Source organism: Rahnella sp. ChDrAdgB13, from assembly GCF_017655185.1.
Classification (GTDB): domain Bacteria; phylum Pseudomonadota; class Gammaproteobacteria; order Enterobacterales; family Enterobacteriaceae; genus Rahnella; species Rahnella contaminans.
The window spans coordinates 1-20688 of record NZ_JAEMGT010000079.1 but is presented as its reverse complement, the minus strand read 5'-3'; the positions used below and the strand labels follow the sequence as shown (position 1 = coordinate 20688).

The following is a 20688-nucleotide window of genomic DNA, read 5'->3' as shown; positions in this document are numbered from 1 at the left end:
GGTAACATGATGATAATTTCTTCGATCCACCCACACTTACGATGGACTGCTCATGACTTATCGCATTATTGCGCTCGATCTCGACGGTACGCTGCTGGACCGTCAAAAACGTATTCTTCCTGAATCTCTTGCTGCGCTGGCCGATGCCCGCGCACAAGGCATTAAAGTGGTTGTCGTCACCGGTCGCCATCATGTGGCAATCCACCCGTTTTATCAGGCATTGGAGCTCGATACACCTGCTATCTGCTGTAACGGAACTTATTTGTATGATTATCAGGCACGTAAAGTATTAACTTCCGATCCGCTCGACAGCGTGAAAGCTAAAAAAGTCATCGACCTGCTGGATCATCACGGCATTCACGGCCTGCTGTATGTCGATGATGCGATGCTGTATCAGCAACCAAGCGGCCATGTGACCCGTTCGATTGCCTGGGGTCAGAGCCTGCCGGAACATCAGCGTCCGAACATCGTTCAGGTTAACAGCCTGCGTGAAGCCGCAGACGAGGCGCAGTCCATCTGGAAATTTGCCACGTCGCATCAGGATCTGGATGCGCTGCATACGTTTGCCGCACAGGTGGAAAACGATCTGGGTCTGGCCTGCGAATGGTCGTGGCACGATCAGGTAGACGTGGCGAAAGGCGGCAACAGCAAGGGCCGTCGCTTACAGGAATGGGTCGAATCTCAGGGCATGAGCATGCAGGATGTGGTCGCGTTCGGCGATAACTACAATGACCTGAGTATGCTGGAAAATGTCGGTCTGGGCGTGGCGATGGGCAATGCGGCGGATGCGATAAAAGAACGCGCGGCACTGGTCATTGGTGACCACGAAACGCCGGGCATTGCAGACGTTATCCGCACAAAAGTCCTCAACTAATCCCTGCGTTTTTTCGCGCCTTCCCCTGCTACAGAGGAAGGCGTTTTTTCTGCCACAAAATCATCAGTCGGTCTTTAATTCGGGTTTGTTTTTTACGGGCCGTATGAAGCGCGGAATCGACCGCATCTGTGCATCAAAATACCGGCTCGGCCAGATAGCCGACGGCGGAACTCCCAGTGCTTTAGCGATAATCATTTCGCCCTTTGCCCATGGACGCGCCAGCGCATTTGCCAGCGTCGAGGAACCTAAACCGGCTTCCCGCGAAACCGCCGCCAGCGTGGTTCTTTTCTTACGTAACCCGGCGATGATATCTGCCGGGTGCCAGTCATCTTCCATTCTCATCGTTCATCCTTTGTTGTCTGTACGGCATTCAGAAAAGTGAACTACACTTTCACTTTACGATGTCTAGTAACTCTAAACAACAATGATGTTAAGTAATGCTAAACATAACGTCAATACTCTTTTTGTGGTTATTGACGATGATCTCATACAGACTGAAATCTGCCCGAACAAAGGCGAAGCTGACGCAGGAAAAACTGGGCGTTATGGCGGGAATTGATGAAAGCACCGCACGTTCGCGGGTTTCACAATATGAAAACGGCACCTACAGTCCGAACTTTGACACCATGTGTCATTTCGCCCGCGTGCTGAATGTGCCGGAGTGTTATTTCTATATTATCGATGACAAATTCGCCGAAAAAGTTCTGGCGCTGTATCACGCGTCAAAAGCTTAACGGTTCACCGACACGCTTTTAATCTGCGCATACAGCCACTGGCCTGAACGAACCATCAGTTCATCGCGCGCCCAAGGCGTAATGCGTGCCCAGAGAATGTGATCGGCCATCGCCAGTTTCACTTCCACCTGATTGCCCACGTCCAGACATTCCAGCACTTTCGCGGGCAAAATATTGCGGATGCTGCTGTTGTTGGCGGTCGGTTGCAGCACCAGCGAAACGTCGGTGGAATTCACGCGCACGCGCAGCGGCGTGCCGGGCGCTTCTTCCACTTTACTGATCCATAAACGCTGGTCGCCAATCGCCAGTGCCGTCATTTCGTAACGCGGATGATGTTCCAGCACGCTGACGTTCAGCACGCTGCTCTGCTCTTCTTTCGGCAGCCACGGACGCATGACGTTGCTCGCCCACACTTCCTCCAGCGCACCCATCGCCAGCACTTTACCGGCATCCAGCACCATCACTTTTTCCGCCAGACGCAGAATCTCATCCAGGCTGTGCGTCACATACAAAATAGGAATGCTGACTTCCTGTGCCAGACGCTCCAGATAGGGCATCAGCTCGCGTTTACGTGGAAGATCCAGCGCCGCCAGCGGTTCGTCCATCAGCAGAATTTCCGGTGCGGTCAGCAGTGCACGGCCAATCGCCACGCGCTGTTTTTCGCCGCCGGATAACGTCAGCGGGAAACGGTCGAGCAAAGCGCCGATGCCCAGCAGACGGACGATATTGTCGAACTGGCCGCGCATCGATGGCGCCATGCCATATTGCAGATTTCCCTGCACGCGATAATGCGGAAAGAGGCGCGCATCCTGAAAAACATACCCCACACGGCGTTTTTCCGGCTGCAGAAAAATGTTGTTCTGCGTGTCAGATAAAATTCGCCCGTTGAGCGCGATACGCCCTGAGTCCGGCCTGGTCAGCCCGCATATAGCGTTGATCAGGGACGTTTTGCCCGCGCCGGACAAACCGAAAATCGCGGTGATGCCCTGCGCTGGCAGTTCCTGTGAAATCTGTAAATCCAGGTCACCCAGCTTCTGGCTGAAATTGAGTTCAAGCATTTCAGCCTCCCAGCCGTATGCGGCTGCGTTTTGCCAGCCAGTCAGAAATCAGTAACGCCGCCAGAGACAGCAGGATCGCCAGTACGCAAAGCCGTGCGGCGGCACTTTCTGCGCCGGGGGTTTCAATCAGGGTATACATCGCCAGCGGAATGGTGCGCGTTTCCCCCGGAATATTGGAAACGAAGGTGATGGTCGCGCCAAATTCACCCAGTGAACGGGCGAAGGCCAGCACGATGCCGACGATAACGCCGGGCACCGAAAGCGGCAGCGTGATGGTGAAAAACACCCGCCACGGCGACGCACCGAGCGTCCGGGCAGCAAGTTCAAGTTTGGGATCGACGGCCTCGAGCGACTGGCGGATAGCCCGCACCATCAGCGGAAACGCAACAACAGCGGACGCCAGCACGGCACCGTGCCAGCTAAAACTGAAACTGAAGCCGAACCAGTTATACAGCCACTGCCCCACCACGCCGCGTCGCCCCATCACCACCAGCAGCAAATAACCAATGACCACCGGCGGTAATACCAGCGGCAGATGGATAATACTGTCGAGCAGGGATTTGCCGGGGAAGCGGCAGCGGACCAAAATCCACGCCATCAGAATACCAAGCGGCAGACTGCAAACAACGGCCAGGCTCGAGACTTTCAAACTGAGAAGTACCGCCTGCCACTCATATTCACTCAACATCATGTCGGTTCATTTGTCCTGAATAAAATGTGAAGCCGCAAACATAAAATATCGGCAAAAAAGGTAAAGCCTTTAATCAGCCGCCACAGGGGGACGCAAGATTAGGTGCTCGGGGCATTTTGTATTCGCGACATCAGGAAAGAATCAACGCTTTAGTATTACATTACAACGTGGAACAAATATAAAGTCATCCCCGGAGGGATGACTTCAGGGTTTCGGCGATAAACGGATCATCCGCGCGGTGTGAAACCGTATTTCCTGAAGATTTCAGCGGCCGCTGGCGTTTTCAAATAATCATAGAAACCGCTGACGGTCGCATTTTCGTGGCCTTTCACAATCGCCATCGGATATTCAACCGGCTTGTGGCTGGTTGCCGGGAAGATGCCAACCACTTTAACTTTTTTGCTGGCAACCGCATCAGAGCCATACACGATTCCCAGTGGCGCTTCTTCACGTTCTACCAGCGCCATTGCCGCACGAACGTCGCTGGCGCGCGCCAGTTTAGGTTCCAGCGTGGTCCAGGCGCCCAGTTTTTGCAGGGCTTCTTTAGCATAAATACCGGCCGGAACGTGGTCCGGATCGCCCACTGCCAGTCGGCTGTCGCCCAGCAGTTTGGTCCATTCGGTTTTTTCAGTAATATCGACTTTATCGATTTTGCTGCTTTTCGCAGAAATCAGCACCAGTTCGTTGCCCAGCAAGGTGTAACGGGTGTTATCAACGATTTCCTGCTTGCTGATGGCGTAGTCCATCCACTGCTGGTCGGCAGAGATGAACATATCCGCCGGTGCGCCCTGTTCAATCTGGCGCGCCAGCGTTGAAGAGGAAGCGAAAGAGGAGACAACCTGCACGCCCTTTTCTTTCTGATATTGCGTGGCGATATCCTGCAACGCATTGGTCAGCGACGCGGCGGCAAAGACCGTAATTTTTTCAGCAGCCTGAGCCTGAACGCCCAGACCGGCGACCATGACGGTAGCAGTTAACAATTTGCCCCATGAGGTTTTCATCAGTTTTCTTCTTCCTTATAAGTAGATGTTACGTTATGTAAGCACCAATATAACGTCGAAAAAAATGATGTCATCCGTTTTATCCCCGCGGACATTAAGAACCTGCGGTTTCTTGATCTCACCCTGAAAATAGAAAGCCCGGCACAATGGCCGGGCTCTTCGGAAAGCGGTTTAAACCCCTTAACTCATTTTACAATCGGGGTATTTCGGGACTCTTTAGAGTGGCCGACGTTGGAAATAACGTTGAAAATTTCGCCCAGTCCCCAGATCAGACCCAGGATAACCGCGATGAAAATCGGTACCATGATGGCAGCGAAAAGCAAACTTTCTAATAATTCTAACATGATAGCCTCACTTAACTGGCTGAACGGCCCGAAGGCGTTGTAGGACTTCGTGCTTGAAGTCAAAACGAAAAATCAATCTGTTGCGGATAATAACAGTACGGGACTGTGATTACTTTAGCATTTAGCCAACTTGCCTGCCTGTGGGTTTAACGGCGACAATGAATAATGATTCTAATAAGGACGCTGCAATGCAAGCCGAAATTCTCTTAACCCTTAAACTCCAGCAGCGATTGTTCGCCGATCCGCGCCGCATCGAATTGCTGCGACAGGTACGGCATACCGGCTCAATCAGTCAGGGCGCGAAGCTCGCGGGCATCAGCTATAAAAGCGCATGGGATGCTATCAATGAAATGAATCAGCTGGCAGACCAGACCCTGGTTGAACGCAGCACCGGCGGTAAAGGCGGAGGCGGTGCCGTGCTGACGCCTTACGGCGAACGCCTGATTCAGCTGTATGAACTGTTGGCGCAAATCCAGCAAAAAGCCTTTGATGTACTGAAAGAAGACTCCCTGCCGCTCGACAGCCTGCTTGCGGCGATTTCGCGTTTCTCACTGCAAACCAGCGCCCGCAATCAGTTTTTCGGCAACGTTATTGACCGTTCGCATGAGGTTGTTCAGCAGCATATCGACATCATGCTGGCCGACGGCAAAACGCAAATTCGTGCGGCGATCACCGAGCAAAGCGCCGACCGTCTGGCTCTGACGCCGGGCAAAGAAGTGCTGGTGCTGATTAAAGCGCCGTGGATCACACTCGGCTATACGGCAGAAAATCCGCATAACGCGTTGCAGGGTGACGTCATCAGTATTCAGCGCGGTGAAAGTAACTGCGAGGTGCTGGTACAATTACCCAGCAGCGAAACGTTGTGCGCCACGGTGCCCAACAGTGACGTTGACCGTCTGGCGTTGAAAACCGGCCAGAACGTCTTCGCGCAGTTTGATGATGACAAGGTAATCCTCGCCACACTGTGCTGAAAAGATAATAAAAATCAAAATCTTGCAGAATTAGCGTTAACATTTTGCAGAATTGTCAATTGACTTAAGAGAGTGCAGCGCTTATCCCTTAATTTATCAATCAAAATTCATTTCCCTAAATAATTCGAGTTTCAGGCAGGCGGCAACAGAGTAAATCCCGATGAGCTTACACGAGTAAGTGATTCGGGTGAGTGAACGTAGCCAACTCACATGCAACTTGGAGCAGGACGGGAAAAAGGGATAGCAGAATGTCGTTGCATATCTCGCAAGGCGTTTTTCGCCTCAGCGATACCCGAACCCTCACACTTTCCGAGCTCAGTATTCATCAGACCGACAGTTGGGCATTCGTCGGCTCGAATGGCAGCGGTAAATCAGCGCTGGCCCGCGCGCTGGCGGGCGATATCACCCTGCTGAAAGGAACCCGTGAAAACCGTTTTCCGCACATCGTTCGCCTGTCGTTTGAGCAACTCCAGAAACTGGTCGCCGATGAATGGCAACGCAATAACACCGATTTACTGAGTGAAGGGGAAGACGATACCGGCCGGACGACGGCGGAAATCATTCAGGAAGAAGTGCGCGATCCTGCCCGTTGCGCCGCCCTTGCCGCGCAGTTTGGAATCGAAAAATTACTCGATCGCCGGTTCAAATATTTATCCACCGGTGAAACCCGCAAGACGCTGCTGTGTCAGGTGCTGATGCAACGGCCAGATCTGCTGGTGCTTGACGAACCGTTCGACGGGCTCGACGTCAATGCCCGCGCGCAGCTGGCGCAGTTGCTGGACACCCTTTCCGGCGAAGGCCAGACAATGGTACTGGTGCTCAACCGCTTCGACGATATTCCGCCGTTTGTGCAAAACGTCGGTGTGCTGGCGGATTGTACGCTGGCCTCCGTCGGCCCGCGCGAACAGGTCATGGCTGATGCGCTGGTCGCACAACTGGCGCACAGCGAAAGCCTCAGTGGCATGGCAGTGCCGGAAGCAGAAGATCCGACAGTGCGCGTTACGCCGCCACAGGATTCTCCGCTGATCGCGTTGCGCGACGGCGTGGTGCAATACAACGATAAACCGATCCTGCACAACTTAAGCTGGCAGGTTGATCACGGTCAGCACTGGCAGATCACCGGGCAGAATGGCGCAGGGAAATCGACGCTGCTCAGCCTGATCACAGGCGATCACGCGCAGGGTTACAGCAATGACCTGACGCTGTTTGGCCGCCGCCGCGGGAGCGGTGAAACCATCTGGGACATCAAGCGCCACATCGGTTATGTCAGCAGCAGCCTGCATCTGGATTACCGCGTCAGCACCAGCGTCCGCAACGTGATCACCTCTGGATTCTTCGATTCGATTGGCATTTATCAGGCGGTTTCTGATCGCCAGAGATTCCTCACAAATCAGTGGCTGGAATTGCTCGGCCTCGGCGGCAATGCCGGTGATACACCGTTCCACAGCCTGTCCTGGGGGCAACAACGTCTGGCACTGATTGCCCGCGCACTGGTGAAACATCCGGCGCTGCTGATCCTCGACGAGCCGTTGCAGGGTTTAGATCCGATAAACCGCCAGCTGGTGCGCCGTTTCGTCGATATTCTGATTGGTGAAGGTGATACCCAATTGCTGTTCGTTTCGCATCACGCGGAAGATGCGCCGGCGTGCATTACTCACCGCCTGAGTTTTATTCCTGAGGGCGAAATTTACCGTTATCAGATTGACGCGCTCTGATTTTTCACCCGCCTTCCGCTCCATGGAGGGCGGTTTTTACGCCTCGGCCATCAGCGCCACCACCATGCCCGCCAGGGCAAAAATCCCCAACAGTGTGAATCCGTTTTCCAGTCCCGCGTAGCCCGGATAAATCGTCACAATCATTGTCAGCAACGCCAGTGAAACCACGGTGCTGGCGATGAGTGCCACGCCGTTGAGCCATCGTCCCTGCGCCGCAATCACCTGCAACCTGATATTTCTGGCGTGATTCACCATCCCGAGCCCCAGACCGCTGAGGATCATCGCGGGCAGCGGCGCCAGCCAGAACGCGCAGCCTTCCGACATCACAGCAATCATCCCTGTTCCGGCGGCGACCAGCGTAAAGCCCAGAAGCAGGCGTTTATCGCGGGTGAATTCAGCCTGAACCTTTTCACCCAGCACATGGCCCGCCCGGACCATCAGCAAGATCAGGGCAATGCTCAGGAGGATTTGCATCAGACCAAACCCGTAACTGTTTTTCAGCAGCCAGGCCAGCAGGAAGAAAGCCGGTACGCAAAGGCCGGCAAAGAAAATGCTGGTCCAGAGGCTTATCTGCAATTCGGTGCAAGCCCGCAAGGTCTGCGGCAAAAGCGGCTGCGGGTTATAACGCTCGCTGATCATAAACAACGTGAAAAATATAGCCGCCGCGCCCGCAAAGCTGTGCGTTAGCGGCGTGTCCAGCCCCTGATGCGCCACACCCAGCAGCGTCATGGTCAGTGACATAATAAACAAAGCGCCGAGCGAAAAGGCCAGCGCGGGCACCCGGAAATTAATGGCAGACATACAGAACTCCTTAACCGAAACCTTGCGATATCAGGATGAACGTTATTCATCCTCATCGTGTTGATAAAGGAGCTTACACCGCCTATTTTAGGAGACTCAAAGTCATAGATTTCAGCCACGGATGAAAATAACTCATCATGAAGAAAATCCGTTTACCGCCTCTGGGTTCACTGAAAGCGTTCGACGCCGTGGCGCAGCAAGCCAGCTTTAAACGCGCTGCCGAAGAAATCGGCGTCACGGCTACGGCGATCAGTCACCAGATCCGTGTTCTGGAAGAGGCGCTGGGCACCGCCGTTTTTGAGCGCAGCGCCCGCGAGGTGAAACTGACCGCCGCCGGGCAAATTTTGCGGCAGGCCACGCGCCAGGCTTTTGCCGGTTTACAGGCTGCCGTGGAAGAAATTCATCACGCCGGATTACCCCCTGCGCTGACGCTGACGACCACCTCGAATTTTCTGACGCACTGGCTGGTTCCGCGGCTGGCAGATTTAAAACAGGTGGCACCGGCCATGGATTTGCGGCTGCACACCGGCATTGAGCTGGTGGATTTAACGCGCAATACCGTGGATGTGGCGATCCGTTACAGCGAATCTGCCGATGAGTCGCTGGATTCCACACTGCTGTATCACGACACATTTATACTGGTCTCCAGCCCGGCGCTGGCGCTGAAAACCCCGGCAGACCTGAAGGACGTAACGCTGTTTCATGTGGAAAATCGTCACATTCCCCGCCCTTCACCCGACTGGGAAAACTGGCGTGCGCATTTCGGCCCGAAAGACCTCAACATCGACAACGGGTTGCGTTTTACCGACGAAACTCACGCCATTCAGGCGGCCATTGCCGGCCAGGGCGTGGCGATTGTCAGCAGTTTGCTGGCGCGGGATTTCATTGAAAAAGGCATCCTCACCGTTCCCTTCCCGCACCATCTCCCCGGTGCAAACTATTATCTGGTGACCACAAAAGAGAAAAGCGCACGCGACGATATCGGGATCCTGCGGAACTGGTTGCTGGATAAAATGTCGGCGTTCCCTCCGGCTGGAGTCTGAAAAATGAAGTAAAAGCCTGCCGCGGATAAATCACACCCCAGAATGTAAGCGATTACACTTAGCTATACTTCTGGCTTCCGGCACGCTCCCGCAGGCTTTCTGTACGGCGCACAGCACCTGTATAGCGGCATTGAAAGGTGATAAACTGTTTGTGTAAGCGATTCCATTTTATTGGGGATGGATCACCTTTTTCAGCCTTGCAGCGTGTTATCGTTGCATCATGATATTCATTGAGGAGCGATTATGTACGTCTTAGTCACAGGTGGTAGCGGTTACATTGGTAGCCATACATGCGTGCAACTGATTGATGCGGGCTATACCCCAATCATTCTGGATAATCTTCACAACAGTAAAGTCAGCGTTCTGGAGCGCATCAATACGCTCACCGGCAAAACGCCGCTGTTCTATGAAGGTGATATCCGCGACCGCGCACTCCTCGATAAGATCTTCAGCGAACACCACATTCATTCCGTGATTCATTTCGCGGGCTGGAAAGCCGTCGGGGAGTCCGTCGCCAAGCCGCTGGCCTATTACGATAACAACGTTTCCGGCACGCTGGTGCTGGTTGAAGCAATGCGCGCTGCGGGCGTTAAAAACCTGATATTCAGCTCGTCCGCGACGGTGTATGGCGATCAGCCGAAAACCCCGTATGTCGAAGATTTCCCGACCGGCAACCCTTCCAGCCCTTATGGCCGCAGCAAGCTGATGGTCGAACAAATTCTCGAAGACGTGCAACGTGCTGAACCGGAGTGGAGCATTACCCTGCTGCGCTATTTCAACCCGGTTGGCGCGCATCCGTCTGGCCTGATGGGTGAAGATCCGCAGGGCGTGCCCAATAACCTGATGCCGTTTATTGCCCAAGTGGCCGTGGGTCGCCGCGAATCTGTGGCGGTATTCGGCAACGATTATCCGACGCCTGACGGCACCGGCGTTCGCGATTACATCCATGTAGTCGATCTGGCCGACGGCCATATCGCCGCAATGAAAACCTTGCACAACAAAGCGGGCGTACACATTTACAACCTCGGCGCAGGCTTCGGCCAGAGCGTGCTGGAAGTGATTGAGGCCTTCAGCAAAGCCTGTGGCAAACCGGTGAACTACAAGTTTGCACCACGCCGCGAGGGCGACCTGCCAGCCTACTGGGCTGACCCGACTAAAGCCGAGAAAGAACTCAACTGGAAAGTGACACGCACGCTGGAAGACATGGCCAATGACACCTGGCTGTGGCAATCGAAAAACCCGCAGGGCTACCCGGATTAAGGCAGACCAAGGAAAGTTTATGACGACGTTTAACCCGATTGATCATCCACATCGCCGCTACAATCCGCTGACCGATCAGTGGATTTTAGTGAGCCCGCACCGGGCCAAACGCCCGTGGCAGGGCCAGCAGGAAGCCGTTTCGCAGGAGGTTCTGGCTTCGCACGATCCGGACTGTTTCCTCTGCCCGGGCAATACCCGCGTAACGGGCGATGTGAACCCGAAATACACCGGCACTTTCGTGTTCACCAACGATTACGCGGCGCTGATGCCGGACACGCCGTTTGCGCCGGAAAACGATGACCCGCTGATGCGGGTCCAGAGCGCACGCGGCACCAGCCGGGTTATCTGTTTCTCGCCGGATCACAGCAAAACGCTGCCGCAGCTTTCCGTAGAAGCCCTGACGGAAATCGTCAGAACCTGGCAGGAGCAAAGCGCGGATTTAGGGAAAACCTACCCGTGGGTGCAGGTTTTTGAGAATAAAGGCGCGGCGATGGGATGCTCTAACCCGCATCCGCATGGCCAGATTTGGGCGAACAGTTTCCTGCCTAATGAAGCCGAGCGTGAAGACCGTCTGCAACGCACTTATCTCGACGAGCAAGGTTCGCCGATGCTGGTGGATTACGTGCAGCGCGAGCTGGCAGACGGCAGCCGCACGGTGGTGGAAACCGAACACTGGCTGGCCGTGGTGCCTTACTGGGCGGCGTGGCCGTTCGAAACGCTGCTGCTGCCAAAAGTTCACGTTAAGCGCATCACCGGGCTGACCGATGCCCAGCGCAGTGATTTAGCGCTGGCGCTGAAAAAACTGACCAGCCGCTATGACAATCTGTTCCAGTGCTCTTTCCCGTATTCCATGGGCTGGCACGGCGCGCCGTTTACCGAAGGCGACAACGAACACTGGCAGCTGCATGCCCATTTCTACCCGCCGTTGCTGCGTTCAGCCACGGTTCGCAAATTCATGGTCGGCTACGAAATGCTGGCTGAAACCCAACGCGACCTGACAGCCGAACAAGCCGCAGAGCGTCTGCGGGCGGTGAGTGATGTTCATTATCGTGAGGCCGGAGAAAAACAATGAAACTGAAAACCAAAACCCTGGAAATCTTTGCCGACAAATTCGGCTACCCTGCCACGATCACCATCAAAGCGCCGGGTCGCGTTAACCTGATTGGCGAACATACCGATTACAACGACGGTTTCGTTTTGCCTTGCGCCATCGATTATGAAACGGTGATCGCCTGCGCACAGCGCAACGACCGTGTGATCCGCGTGATCGCCGCCGATTACGACAACGAGGAAGATACCTTCTCTCTCGACGAACCGATCCTGCACAGCGACGCGCATCCGTGGGCCAACTACGTGCGTGGCGTGGTGAAACATCTGATGCTGCGTAATAAAGATTTCTCCGGCGCAGACATGGTGATCAGCGGCAACGTGCCTCAGGGCGCAGGGCTGAGTTCTTCTGCATCGCTGGAAGTCGCCGTCGGCCAGGCGCTGAAATCTCTTTATGATTTGCCGCTGGACGGCGTGGCGCTGGCACTGAACGGTCAGGAAGCAGAGAACCAGTTCGTCGGTTGCAACTGCGGGATTATGGATCAGCTGATTTCTGCTCTCGGTAAAGAAAACCATTCCCTGCTGATCGACTGCCGCTCACTGGAAACCCGCGCCGTGTCTATGCCGGAAAACGCAGCCGTGGTGATCATCAACTCCAACGTGAAACGCGGTCTGGTTGACAGCGAATACAACGCCCGTCGCGAGCAGTGCGAAGTAGCCGCCCGCTTCTTCGGTGTGAAAGCCTTGCGCGACGTAGACCCTGCCCTGTTCTTCTCCATTCAGGATGAACTGGATCCGGTGGTTGCACGCCGTGCACGTCACGTGATCACTGAAAACGATCGTACTCTGGCAGCGGCTGACGCACTGGCCAGCGGCGACCTGAAACGCATGGGCGAACTGATGGCGGAATCTCACGCCTCCATGCGCGATGATTTTGAAATCACCGTTCCGCAAATTGACAAACTGGTGGAAATCGTCAAAGAAGTGATTGGCGATAAAGGCGGCGTGCGCATGACCGGCGGCGGCTTCGGCGGCTGCATCGTGGCACTCGTTCCGACAGAGATGGTAGACAAAGTCCGTCACGCCGTTGAGCAGCAATATCACGCCTACAGCGGCCTGAAAGAAACCTTCTACGTTTGCACCGCTTCCCAGGGGGCTGGCATATGTTAAAACCTGAAAACACACAGCTGGCACCCGATGGCCAGCCGTTTGAACAGGTGACGCTACAGAATGCGGCGGGCGCAACCGCCACATTCATGGACTGGGGCGCGACCTGGTTATCCTTTACGCTGCCGCTGGCTGACGGCTCGACCCGCGAACTGCTCCTCGGCTGCCAGACACCGCACGACTATATGAATCAGAGCGCCTATCTTGGCGCGACCGTCGGGCGCTACGCCAACCGCATCGCCCGCTCGCAGTTCGAGATTGAAGGCAAACCACATCTGGTCGTCGCCAATCAGGGCGTACATCAGCTGCACGGCGGCCCGGAAGGTTTTCATGCGCGTCGCTGGAAAATTCTTGAGCAAAACGCGCAGAAGCTGACGTTCGGGCTGTTTTCAGCCGACGGCGATCAGGGTTATCCGGGCAATATGACGGCCAAAGTGCATTATCAGCTGACCGATGATAACCGTCTGGAAATCCGCTATGAAGCGACGGTGGATAAGCTGTGCCCGGTCAATCTGACTAATCACGCTTATTTCAATCTCGACGGTGAAGGCACCGATGCGCGACAGCACAAGCTGCAACTGTTTGCTGACCGCTTCCTGCCGGTCGACAGCGACGGTATTCCGTGCGCCGATCCGACGCCGGTTGAACATACCGGTATGGATTTCAACGCCGCAAAAACGCTGGCGAAAGATTTCCTCAAGGATCGCGATCAGCAACGGGTGAAAGGTTATGACCATGCGTATCTGCTCAACCGCTCGTGCAATACCGGCAGCAATCCGGCTGCGCATTTGTGGTCAGCCGATGGCAAAGTCAAAATGACGATGTTCACGTCGGCACCGGCAGTGCAGCTGTACAGCGGCAACTTCCTCGGTGGCACGCCAAACCGCAGCGGCGGCGAATATGCCAGCTACAGCGGCGTTGCGCTGGAAAGTGAATTCCTGCCGGACAGCCCGAACCACGCGACCTGGCCGCAGCCAAGCTGCTGGATTAAACCGGGTCAGACGTACAAATCCGCCACCACTTATCAGTTCTTCGCGCTGTAATCTTCCCGGGGCAGGCTCATCCCAACCTGCCCTTCACGCTTTCCCTTCTGCAAATTTGTGACTGATGACGCATCTGCGTCAGCACTTTTTCAGCTAAAGCCGCCTCCCGCATCTACGCTTAGAGAGTGTCCTGCGAAAAGGACGTTCAAAAAGGAGTTCGTTATGCGTTTACCCGTTGTGTTATCCCTGCTGGCGACCTTGTGTGCGGCGGGTTCTGCTCTGGCCGCGGATCCCGTAAAAGTGCCTTCCCCCGCTCAGACTGAGCAGCGCCAGAAAATGACCGACTGTAATCAGCAGGCCACCACACAATCGCTTAAGGGCGATGAGCGCAAAAAATTCATGAGCAACTGCCTGAAAGCCGAGGCCAAAACAGACGATAAAATGAATCCTCAGCAGAAAAAGATGAAAACCTGTAATGCTGATGCTGCGAAACAAGAACTTAAAGGCAACGCCCGCAAAACCTTCATGAGTACCTGCCTGAAAAAAGCCAGCTAATCCGCTGTCCTTTTGCACAAAACGCGCTGTCCGGGTGACCGTCTGCGCGTTTTGTTTTACATCGCCACAGCAAATTCGTTATGTTTAAGACAAACGGGCGTCACGCATAGGTTTCCTGAATACATTCAGATTGCCGATCGTGATGCCCAGACCCTATAATGATAACTGTTATCATTGAAAATTCAGTTAACTGAGGAGTTTAGCTATGGCTGTAACCAAGCTGGTGCTGGTAAGACACGGTGAAAGTGAGTGGAACAAAGAAAACCGTTTTACCGGTTGGCATGATGTTGAACTGTCCGACAAGGGCCGTACTGAAGCAAAAGCTGCGGGTCAGCTGCTGAAAGACGAAGGCTTCCAATTTGACTTCGCTTACACCTCTGTGCTGAAACGTGCCATCCATACTCTGTGGAGCGTTTTGGACGAACTGAACCAGCCATGGCTGCCGGTTGAGAAATCCTGGAAACTGAACGAACGTCATTACGGCGCGTTGCAGGGTCTGGACAAAGCTGAAACAGCACAGAAGTACGGCGACGAGCAAGTTAAACAATGGCGTCGTGGTTTTGCTGTGACTCCACCAGAACTGGATCGTGCTGATGAGCGCTTCCCTGGCCATGACCCGCGTTATGCCAAACTCAAACCTGAAGAGCTGCCAACCACAGAAAGCCTGGCGCTGACCATCGACCGCGTTATTCCTTACTGGACTGATGTCATCAAACCTCGCATCGAAAGCGGCGAGCGTGTGATTATTGCTGCGCACGGTAACTCCCTGCGTGCGCTGGTTAAATATCTGGATAACCTGAGCGAAGACGAAATCCTGGAACTGAACATCCCTACCGGCGTTCCACTGGTTTACGAATTCGACGAAAACTTCAAACCAATCAAACGTTATTATCTGGGCAATGCCGATGAAATCGCAGCGAAAGCCGCGGCCGTGGCAAACCAGGGTAAAGCGAAGTAATTAGCGGTTTCTGAGCTCATCAGAAATGCAAAAAAGGCATGCGAAAGCATGCCTTTTTTTATGGGTCTGACCCGGCGCAAAACCAACATTACTCGATACGCCAGACGTCAGGATGCAATTCCGTCGCTGACTCGTGAAAAATATCGCCCAGCCAGCCGGGGATTTCCGCTTCAGTCATATCGTCAGGAATGATGATGTCGTAGAGGCGCGAGAATTTTCTCTCGGTCATCTCGGCACGAAAGACCTGCCAGCCCTCCGGCGTCTTTTTAACCCCCAGATACCGGCCAAAAACGTTATAAATCAGCATAGATATTCTCTTTTGGCATCACACGATGACAGCGTTCTTACAGCCACAAAAAAGCCCCGCCTTAACGGGGCTCAGCTCAGAATTGCTGTGACTGATTAACCGCGACGCGCTTTGACTGCGTTCGCAAGGCTACGCAGCAACACTTCGGTATCTTCCCAGCCAATGCACGCATCGGTCACGCTCTGGCCGTAAACCAGTGGCTCGCCGCTGTCGAGACTCTGATTGCCTTCGACCAGATGGCTTTCAACCATCACGCCCATAATCGCCTGTTCGCCACCGGCAACCTGACCGCAAACATCTTCACAGACTTCCATCTGTTTTTTGAATTGTTTGCTGCTGTTGGCGTGGCTGAAGTCGATCATGATGCGAGCCGGCAGGCCGCCTTTTTTCAGGCCGTCTTTCACTTCCAGCACGTCCTGCGCGCTGTAGTTTGGCTTTTTGCCGCCGCGCAGAATGATGTGGCAGTCGTTATTTCCGCTGGTGTTGACGATTGCGGAGTGGCCCCATTTGGTCACAGACAGGAAACAGTGCGGCGCACCGGCTGCGTTAATCGCGTCGATCGCCACTTTGATGGTGCCGTCGGTGCCGTTTTTGAAACCTACGGGGCAGGATAAACCGGAGGAAAGCTCACGGTGAACCTGAGATTCTGTAGTACGTGCGCCAATCGCGCCCCAGCTCATCAAATCAGCCAGATATTGTGGCGTGATCATGTCCAGGAATTCACCCGCCGCAGGCAGACCGGTGTCGTTAATATCCAGTAACAATTTGCGGGCAATGCGCAAACCATCATTTATCTGGTAGCTGTTGTTCATGTGCGGGTCGTTGATCAGCCCTTTCCAGCCAACAGTCGTACGCGGTTTTTCGAAGTAAACGCGCATGACCACTTCCAGTTCACCCTGCAATTCTTCGCGCATTTTCAGCAGACGTGCTGCGTACTCTTTAGCGGCTTTAGGATCGTTAATTGAGCAAGGGCCGATGACTACCAGAAGACGATCGTCGTTTCCTTTCAGTATCTTATGAATCGCATTGCGCGCATGAGACACCGTCTTTGCCGCTTTGTCAGTGGCGGGAAACTTTTCCAGCAACGCTACAGGTGGCAAAAGTTCCTTAATTTCTTTGATACGTAAATCGTCGTTTTGATAATTCATAACTGTTCCATTGGGTGTTCATAAGAGACAAAGCGAAACGCTGACCGCGTTCAATCTAGCCGGATTGGGTGTCGGTGTAAATCTACTTTTACACTTACGAATAGTCTCATTTTGATTTAAGACATAAATTCATTAGCTAAGCTTTTATCTCAATGGAGACACATTACCCACAGCGAACAACAACCCGAAAATGGAGATAAAGGTTATGAAGAAACTCGCCATTATTTTACTGTCCGCAACAATGGCCCTGGCTTCAGGTGCAGCTTTTGCAGAAGGCGCTGATACCGGTTCAAACAATGGTTCTGCTAATCAATCTAACAGCCCGGGTTCAGTGCAGAAAATCGCACCTAACGGGGTCGATAACAGCAAAATCAATGAAACAGATAAGCCCGTGAATGAAGTTCACAAAAAGAAACACACGTCGACTACCAAAGCACATAAAGATATGAGCAAAAAAACAGTCGACCACAAAAAAGCCATGTGTAAGGACGGTCGTTGCCCGGATCAGGTTCCTGGCACCAATCAGTCTAAAGCCACCGGTAACTAATTTTAAAAGTACATAAAGGAGGAACATTCGTTCCTCTTTTTCCTTTCTGCTCCCTGTCTTGCAACATGCCATGATTACGCTATTGTTTCCTCTCTGTTCATACTTTTTGCGAATATAACTATGTCTTCTTCCCTGTTACCGCAGGATAAAAATAGCCGACGTCTGTTGCTGGCTTTCCTTGTGACCGTGGTTTTTATGGTTGCGGAAGTCATTGGCGGGCTGATTTCTGGCTCTCTGGCTTTGCTGGCAGACGCCGGCCATATGCTGACGGATGCTGCTGCGTTACTGGTGGCATTAATGGCAGTGCGTTTTGCGAAACGTAAACCGAACTCACGCCATACTTTTGGCTATCTGCGCCTGACGACCATGGCGGCTTTCGTGAATGCCGCCGCGCTGTTAGTGATTGTGGTACTGATCGTATGGGAGGCCATCGCCCGTTTCTTCAATCCGCAGCCGGTGATGGGCACCACGATGCTGGTGATCGCTATTGCCGGGCTGTTTGCCAATATTCTGGCATTCTGGTTGCTGCATCAGGGGCAGGAAAAAGCCAACATCAACGTACGCGCTGCGGCGCTGCACGTGCTGGGCGATTTGCTGGGCTCAATAGGTGCGGTGGCGGCGGCGCTGATCATCATGTATACCGGCTGGACACCCATCGACCCGATTCTGTCGGTGCTGGTTTCATGTCTGGTGCTGAACAATGCCTGGCGGCTGTTACGTGAAAGTTTTCATGAGCTGCTGGAAGGGACGCCGGAAGAAATTGATATCGATAAATTGCGCCGTGATTTGTCGATGAGCATTCCTGAAGTTCGTAATGTTCATCACGTTCACGTCTGGCAGATTGGTGAGCAGCGCCTGATGACGCTGCATGTGCAGGTCGTCCCGCCGCACGATCACGATGCGTTGTTAGATCGCATTCAGCATCATTTGCTGGAGAAATGCCGTATTGGACATGCGACGATTCAGATGGAATATGGTCGCTGTGAAACGCCAGATTGCGGGATAAATGAAACTCCGGCGACCAGCGCCGGACACGACCATCATGGTCACAGCCACGCACACCATCATCACTGATTGTTCATAGATTGCAGCAAGCAAAACGCCTCCGCGACGGAGGCGTTTTGTTGAAGCGGATTCAGGCCGTTTGCAGTGGCTGCGAGCCGTTTTGCTTCGCGCTTTTGATCCATAGCCACGAACCGTTCAGCGCAATCAGCGTCAGCAGAACATATTCCAGCGCCATGGCATAAACGCCCTGATAGGCAAAAATCGCTACGCTGATGACATCAATCACTACCCACAGCAGCCAGTTTTCGACATATTTGCGCGTCATCAGCAGCATCGCGACAATCGACAACACCATCATGGATGAATCCCAGAACGGGAACGCATCGGGCTGAAGCTCTGGCATACTGACATTCAGCCCCAGCGCCTGCATCACATTCACCGCCACCAGTGTGAGCGCGGCAAATACGCGGTCGATGTTAAACGTCATCAGCAGAATTCCCGCGATACACACTGTGCCCCAGATGAGCGCTTTCCCACGAGGCAACCAGCGAATTTGCAACTCGGCTTGCTGATCGGCTGTCTGACGGCTCCACGCATACCAGCCATAAATGTTGGCAGCAAAGAAAAAGATCTGCAGCAACAGGCTGGCGTAAAGCTGGATCTGGAAGAAGATGATCGCAAACAAAGTGACGTTGATCAGACCGAACGCATAGTTGATCAGCTTTTCTTTGCTGGCGTACCAGATGCAAAGCAGACCAAAAATGGTGCCAACGGCTTCGATCCATGACAGGTCATACCCGCCTTTTCCAAGAGGAATATGAACCAGAATATTGCTGGTACTGAAGAAATCCATCATCACGTCCTTCCCTTAATTGTTCTGAAAATGCCTTCGGCTTAAAGCGCTTTGATTTGCGCCCGTAATTTCAGCTGAGCCGCGAAATCCAGCATCCGGTTCAGCGGGATCAGTGATTTCACTCGCAGCGCTTCATCGACTTCGATCGCATGTGCTGCCCCACCATGCTCCAGCCCTTCAGCAATAGCTTTCAGGCCGTTCATCGCCATCCATGGGCAATGTGCGCAGGTACAGCAACTGGCGCCTTCACCAGCTGTCGGCGCTTCGAACAATTCTTTATCCGGACACGCCTGCTGCATTTTGTAAAAAATACCGCGATCTGTTGCCACAATAAGCTGTTTTTGCGGCAACGTTTTTGCGGCCTGAATCAGCTGGCTGGTGGAACCGACGGCATCCGCCATATCGACGATCGCCTGAGGGGACTCAGGATGTACCAGTATGGCCGCATGCGGGTACAAACCTTTCATCCGGGTCAGCGCCTGGGTTTTAAACTCGTCATGGACGATACAGGCGCCCTGCCAGCAGAGGACATCCGCCCCGGTCTGCTTACGCACGTAATTTCCGAGATGACGATCCGGAGCCCAGATGATTTTTTCACCCAAACTATCGAGGTATTCAATCAGTTCTACCGCAATGCTTGAAGTGACGACCCAGTCCGCCCGGGCTTTTACTGCCGCCGAGGTATTAGCGTAGACCACAACGGTACGATCGGGGTGGCTGTCGCAGAAATCCGAGAATTCCTGTTCCGGGCAACCTAAGTCCAGAGAGCACTCCGCGTTGAGTGTCGGCATCAGAACCGTTTTTTCAGGGCTGAGGATTTTGGCCGTTTCCCCCATAAACCGGACACCCGCCACCAACAGCGTTGACGCCAGATGCTGGCTACCGAAACGGGCCATCTCCAGTGAATCCGCGACGATACCGCCGGTTTCTTCTGCCAGCGCCTGGATTTCAGGGTCAGTGTAATAATGCGCGACCATAACGGCGTCGCGTTCTTTCAGCAGTTTCTTAATCTTCTCTTTATAGAAGGTCTTTTCGTCTGCATTCAGAACTGCGGGTTTAGGCGGGAAAGGATACACCGTCGCATTCAGATCCAAGGTTTCGCTCATACTCTTCATCTCATTCAGTCAGGCAATGCGCCTGAAGGCCGGGAGCCACAGCCGGTTTAACAGATTAAACCCACTGGTTTTGTATGCTAAACAAAATACCGTAAAAAACGAGGTAAGTCGTCCAAATTTTGTTCTTAAGGCTTTAAATGTTTACTGGACTTAAAAGAGAGGTGTATTGGGATTATGTGGATAAAGGCAGGTTAAGATAATGTGAGAAATACAGGGGTCTGAATGCGAAAAAAGCGCCTAAAGGCGCTTTTTTCTGAATTTGATGAAGTAGACATCTTTGCAATTTAGATGGCTCACTTTAAAAGTGGTAGCCGTGCTGGATTAATTCGGTCTTCTACCTCACCCTGCGGGCAACGCTGCGCGTTGTCGTCTCGCTTCGCTCGGCTCGAACCAATGGTTCTCATCCATCACTGCTTCACTACATACATCCACTTAAAGATGGTGGGCCGTGCTGGATTCGAACCAGCGACCAATTGATTAAAAGTCAACTGCTCTACCAACTGAGCTAACG

General features: G+C 53.5%; 23 protein-coding genes and 1 other RNA gene. 13 read left to right on the top strand and 11 right to left on the bottom strand.

The window, feature by feature from the left end; translation table 11 throughout:
- Nucleotides 1-52 precede the first annotated feature (52 nt).
- Nucleotides 53-874, top strand: coding sequence for a pyridoxal phosphatase (locus J8X26_RS18955; RefSeq protein ID WP_152325467.1), 822 nt, complete (start codon nt 53-55; stop codon nt 872-874).
- A gap of 63 nt (nt 875-937) precedes the next feature.
- On the opposite strand, the gene J8X26_RS18950 is transcribed toward J8X26_RS18955, so the two are convergent.
- Complete coding sequence (locus J8X26_RS18950; RefSeq protein ID WP_152326320.1) at nt 938-1210, bottom strand: helix-turn-helix transcriptional regulator; 273 nt, start codon at nt 1208-1210, stop codon at nt 938-940.
- A gap of 143 nt (nt 1211-1353) precedes the next feature.
- Here J8X26_RS18950 and J8X26_RS18945 point away from each other — a divergent pair, with 143 nt between their 5' ends.
- Nucleotides 1354-1608 (top strand): helix-turn-helix domain-containing protein, encoded by a 255-nt coding sequence (locus J8X26_RS18945; RefSeq protein ID WP_152325466.1) that lies wholly within the window; start codon nt 1354-1356, stop codon nt 1606-1608.
- Here J8X26_RS18945 and modC read toward each other — a convergent pair.
- From modC to J8X26_RS18925, 4 genes are all read right to left on the bottom strand, one after another.
- Nucleotides 1605-2666: a molybdenum ABC transporter ATP-binding protein ModC gene (gene modC, locus J8X26_RS18940; RefSeq protein ID WP_152325465.1), complete on the bottom strand. Its 1062-nt coding sequence runs from the start codon at nt 2664-2666 to the stop codon at nt 1605-1607. The genes J8X26_RS18945 and modC overlap by 4 nt on opposite strands.
- A 1-nt stretch (nt 2667) precedes the next feature.
- Nucleotides 2668-3357: a molybdate ABC transporter permease subunit gene (gene modB, locus J8X26_RS18935; RefSeq protein ID WP_104922867.1), complete on the bottom strand. Its 690-nt coding sequence runs from the start codon at nt 3355-3357 to the stop codon at nt 2668-2670.
- 227 nt (nt 3358-3584) lie between these two features.
- Nucleotides 3585-4358: a molybdate ABC transporter substrate-binding protein gene (modA, locus tag J8X26_RS18930; protein WP_165059500.1), complete on the bottom strand. Its 774-nt coding sequence runs from the start codon at nt 4356-4358 to the stop codon at nt 3585-3587.
- A gap of 185 nt (nt 4359-4543) precedes the next feature.
- The gene (locus J8X26_RS18925; RefSeq protein ID WP_152325463.1) at nt 4544-4702 is read right to left on the bottom strand and encodes an AcrZ family multidrug efflux pump-associated protein; all 159 of its coding nucleotides are present in this window, start codon (nt 4700-4702) and stop codon (nt 4544-4546) included.
- 188 nt (nt 4703-4890) lie between these two features.
- Between J8X26_RS18925 and modE the strand changes: the two genes are divergently transcribed.
- Both modE and modF read left to right on the top strand, forming a co-directional pair.
- The gene (gene modE / locus J8X26_RS18920) at nt 4891-5673 is read left to right on the top strand and encodes a molybdenum-dependent transcriptional regulator (protein ID WP_208951614.1); all 783 of its coding nucleotides are present in this window, start codon (nt 4891-4893) and stop codon (nt 5671-5673) included.
- A 248-nt stretch (nt 5674-5921) separates the two neighbouring features.
- Complete coding sequence (gene modF / locus J8X26_RS18915; protein ID WP_208951613.1) at nt 5922-7388, top strand: molybdate ABC transporter ATP-binding protein ModF; 1467 nt, start codon at nt 5922-5924, stop codon at nt 7386-7388.
- A gap of 36 nt (nt 7389-7424) precedes the next feature.
- On the opposite strand, the gene J8X26_RS18910 is transcribed toward modF, so the two are convergent.
- Nucleotides 7425-8189, bottom strand: coding sequence for a hypothetical protein (locus J8X26_RS18910; RefSeq protein ID WP_208951612.1), 765 nt, complete (start codon nt 8187-8189; stop codon nt 7425-7427).
- 137 nt (nt 8190-8326) lie between these two features.
- Between J8X26_RS18910 and J8X26_RS18905 the strand changes: the two genes are divergently transcribed.
- From J8X26_RS18905 to gpmA, 7 genes are all read left to right on the top strand, one after another.
- Nucleotides 8327-9232 (top strand): LysR substrate-binding domain-containing protein, encoded by a 906-nt coding sequence (locus tag J8X26_RS18905; protein WP_208951611.1) that lies wholly within the window; start codon nt 8327-8329, stop codon nt 9230-9232.
- Between the two features lie 243 nt (nt 9233-9475).
- A complete protein-coding gene (galE, locus tag J8X26_RS18900; RefSeq protein WP_208951610.1) occupies nt 9476-10492 on the top strand; it encodes a UDP-glucose 4-epimerase GalE in 1017 nt (338 codons plus the stop codon).
- Between the two features lie 19 nt (nt 10493-10511).
- Nucleotides 10512-11564, top strand: coding sequence for a galactose-1-phosphate uridylyltransferase (gene galT, locus J8X26_RS18895; protein ID WP_208951609.1), 1053 nt, complete (start codon nt 10512-10514; stop codon nt 11562-11564).
- Nucleotides 11561-12709 (top strand): galactokinase, encoded by a 1149-nt coding sequence (gene galK / locus J8X26_RS18890; protein WP_152325456.1) that lies wholly within the window; start codon nt 11561-11563, stop codon nt 12707-12709. The genes galT and galK overlap by 4 nt, the downstream gene beginning before the upstream one ends.
- A complete protein-coding gene (gene galM, locus J8X26_RS18885; RefSeq protein ID WP_208951608.1) occupies nt 12703-13749 on the top strand; it encodes a galactose-1-epimerase in 1047 nt (348 codons plus the stop codon). The genes galK and galM overlap by 7 nt, the downstream gene beginning before the upstream one ends.
- Before the next feature lie 162 nt (nt 13750-13911).
- Nucleotides 13912-14244, top strand: coding sequence for a PsiF family protein (locus J8X26_RS18880; RefSeq protein ID WP_208951607.1), 333 nt, complete (start codon nt 13912-13914; stop codon nt 14242-14244).
- 205 nt (nt 14245-14449) lie between these two features.
- Nucleotides 14450-15202, top strand: a complete 753-nt coding sequence (gene gpmA, locus J8X26_RS18875; protein ID WP_152325453.1) for a 2,3-diphosphoglycerate-dependent phosphoglycerate mutase — start codon at nt 14450-14452, stop codon at nt 15200-15202.
- Nucleotides 15203-15290: 88 nt separating this feature from the next.
- On the opposite strand, the gene J8X26_RS18870 is transcribed toward gpmA, so the two are convergent.
- Entirely contained in the window at nt 15291-15509 is a 219-nt protein-coding gene (locus J8X26_RS18870) for a hypothetical protein (protein ID WP_152325452.1), read from the bottom strand.
- A gap of 95 nt (nt 15510-15604) precedes the next feature.
- Nucleotides 15605-16657, bottom strand: coding sequence for a 3-deoxy-7-phosphoheptulonate synthase AroG (gene aroG / locus J8X26_RS18865; protein WP_152325451.1), 1053 nt, complete (start codon nt 16655-16657; stop codon nt 15605-15607).
- 205 nt (nt 16658-16862) lie between these two features.
- On the opposite strand from aroG, the gene J8X26_RS18860 reads away from it, so the two are divergent.
- Nucleotides 16863-17204: a protein YbgS gene (locus J8X26_RS18860; RefSeq protein ID WP_208951606.1), complete on the top strand. Its 342-nt coding sequence runs from the start codon at nt 16863-16865 to the stop codon at nt 17202-17204.
- Nucleotides 17205-17324: 120 nt separating this feature from the next.
- Nucleotides 17325-18278 (top strand): CDF family zinc transporter ZitB, encoded by a 954-nt coding sequence (gene zitB, locus J8X26_RS18855; protein ID WP_165059483.1) that lies wholly within the window; start codon nt 17325-17327, stop codon nt 18276-18278.
- Nucleotides 18279-18339: 61 nt separating this feature from the next.
- Here the strand turns inward: zitB and pnuC are convergent, their stop codons facing one another.
- The 3 genes from pnuC to J8X26_RS18840 form a co-directional block, all read right to left on the bottom strand.
- Nucleotides 18340-19062, bottom strand: a complete 723-nt coding sequence (gene pnuC, locus J8X26_RS18850; RefSeq protein WP_208951645.1) for a nicotinamide riboside transporter PnuC — start codon at nt 19060-19062, stop codon at nt 18340-18342.
- Between the two features lie 41 nt (nt 19063-19103).
- Complete coding sequence (gene nadA / locus J8X26_RS18845; RefSeq protein WP_208951605.1) at nt 19104-20168, bottom strand: quinolinate synthase NadA; 1065 nt, start codon at nt 20166-20168, stop codon at nt 19104-19106.
- Nucleotides 20169-20482: 314 nt separating this feature from the next.
- Nucleotides 20483-20602, bottom strand: a non-coding RNA gene (locus tag J8X26_RS18840) — RtT sRNA.
- Nucleotides 20603-20688: the final 86 nt, after the last annotated feature.

Excerpts from the sequence above, each read along its gene's own strand:
- modA (WP_165059500.1), bottom strand. The coding sequence starts at position 4,358 with ATGAAAACCTCATGGGGCAAATTGTTAACTGCTACCGTCATGGTCGCC.
- galT (WP_208951609.1), top strand. The coding sequence starts at position 10,512 with ATGACGACGTTTAACCCGATTGATCATCCACATCGCCGCTACAATCCG.
- J8X26_RS18950 (WP_152326320.1), bottom strand. The coding sequence starts at position 1,210 with ATGGAAGATGACTGGCACCCGGCAGATATCATCGCCGGGTTACGTAAG.
- modE (WP_208951614.1), top strand. The coding sequence starts at position 4,891 with ATGCAAGCCGAAATTCTCTTAACCCTTAAACTCCAGCAGCGATTGTTC.
- galM (WP_208951608.1), top strand. The coding sequence starts at position 12,703 with ATGTTAAAACCTGAAAACACACAGCTGGCACCCGATGGCCAGCCGTTT.
- J8X26_RS18880 (WP_208951607.1), top strand. The coding sequence starts at position 13,912 with ATGCGTTTACCCGTTGTGTTATCCCTGCTGGCGACCTTGTGTGCGGCG.
- zitB (WP_165059483.1), top strand. The coding sequence starts at position 17,325 with ATGTCTTCTTCCCTGTTACCGCAGGATAAAAATAGCCGACGTCTGTTG.
- gpmA (WP_152325453.1), top strand. The coding sequence starts at position 14,450 with ATGGCTGTAACCAAGCTGGTGCTGGTAAGACACGGTGAAAGTGAGTGG.
- aroG (WP_152325451.1), bottom strand. The coding sequence starts at position 16,657 with ATGAATTATCAAAACGACGATTTACGTATCAAAGAAATTAAGGAACTT.
- modB (WP_104922867.1), bottom strand. The coding sequence starts at position 3,357 with ATGATGTTGAGTGAATATGAGTGGCAGGCGGTACTTCTCAGTTTGAAA.
- nadA (WP_208951605.1), bottom strand. The coding sequence starts at position 20,168 with ATGAGCGAAACCTTGGATCTGAATGCGACGGTGTATCCTTTCCCGCCT.
- modC (WP_152325465.1), bottom strand. The coding sequence starts at position 2,666 with ATGCTTGAACTCAATTTCAGCCAGAAGCTGGGTGACCTGGATTTACAG.
- J8X26_RS18870 (WP_152325452.1), bottom strand. The coding sequence starts at position 15,509 with ATGCTGATTTATAACGTTTTTGGCCGGTATCTGGGGGTTAAAAAGACG.
- pnuC (WP_208951645.1), bottom strand. The coding sequence starts at position 19,062 with ATGGATTTCTTCAGTACCAGCAATATTCTGGTTCATATTCCTCTTGGA.
- J8X26_RS18910 (WP_208951612.1), bottom strand. The coding sequence starts at position 8,189 with ATGTCTGCCATTAATTTCCGGGTGCCCGCGCTGGCCTTTTCGCTCGGC.
- modF (WP_208951613.1), top strand. The coding sequence starts at position 5,922 with ATGTCGTTGCATATCTCGCAAGGCGTTTTTCGCCTCAGCGATACCCGA.
- J8X26_RS18905 (WP_208951611.1), top strand. The coding sequence starts at position 8,327 with ATGAAGAAAATCCGTTTACCGCCTCTGGGTTCACTGAAAGCGTTCGAC.
- galE (WP_208951610.1), top strand. The coding sequence starts at position 9,476 with ATGTACGTCTTAGTCACAGGTGGTAGCGGTTACATTGGTAGCCATACA.
- galK (WP_152325456.1), top strand. The coding sequence starts at position 11,561 with ATGAAACTGAAAACCAAAACCCTGGAAATCTTTGCCGACAAATTCGGC.
- J8X26_RS18945 (WP_152325466.1), top strand. The coding sequence starts at position 1,354 with ATGATCTCATACAGACTGAAATCTGCCCGAACAAAGGCGAAGCTGACG.
- J8X26_RS18955 (WP_152325467.1), top strand. The coding sequence starts at position 53 with ATGACTTATCGCATTATTGCGCTCGATCTCGACGGTACGCTGCTGGAC.
- J8X26_RS18925 (WP_152325463.1), bottom strand. The coding sequence starts at position 4,702 with ATGTTAGAATTATTAGAAAGTTTGCTTTTCGCTGCCATCATGGTACCG.
- J8X26_RS18860 (WP_208951606.1), top strand. The coding sequence starts at position 16,863 with ATGAAGAAACTCGCCATTATTTTACTGTCCGCAACAATGGCCCTGGCT.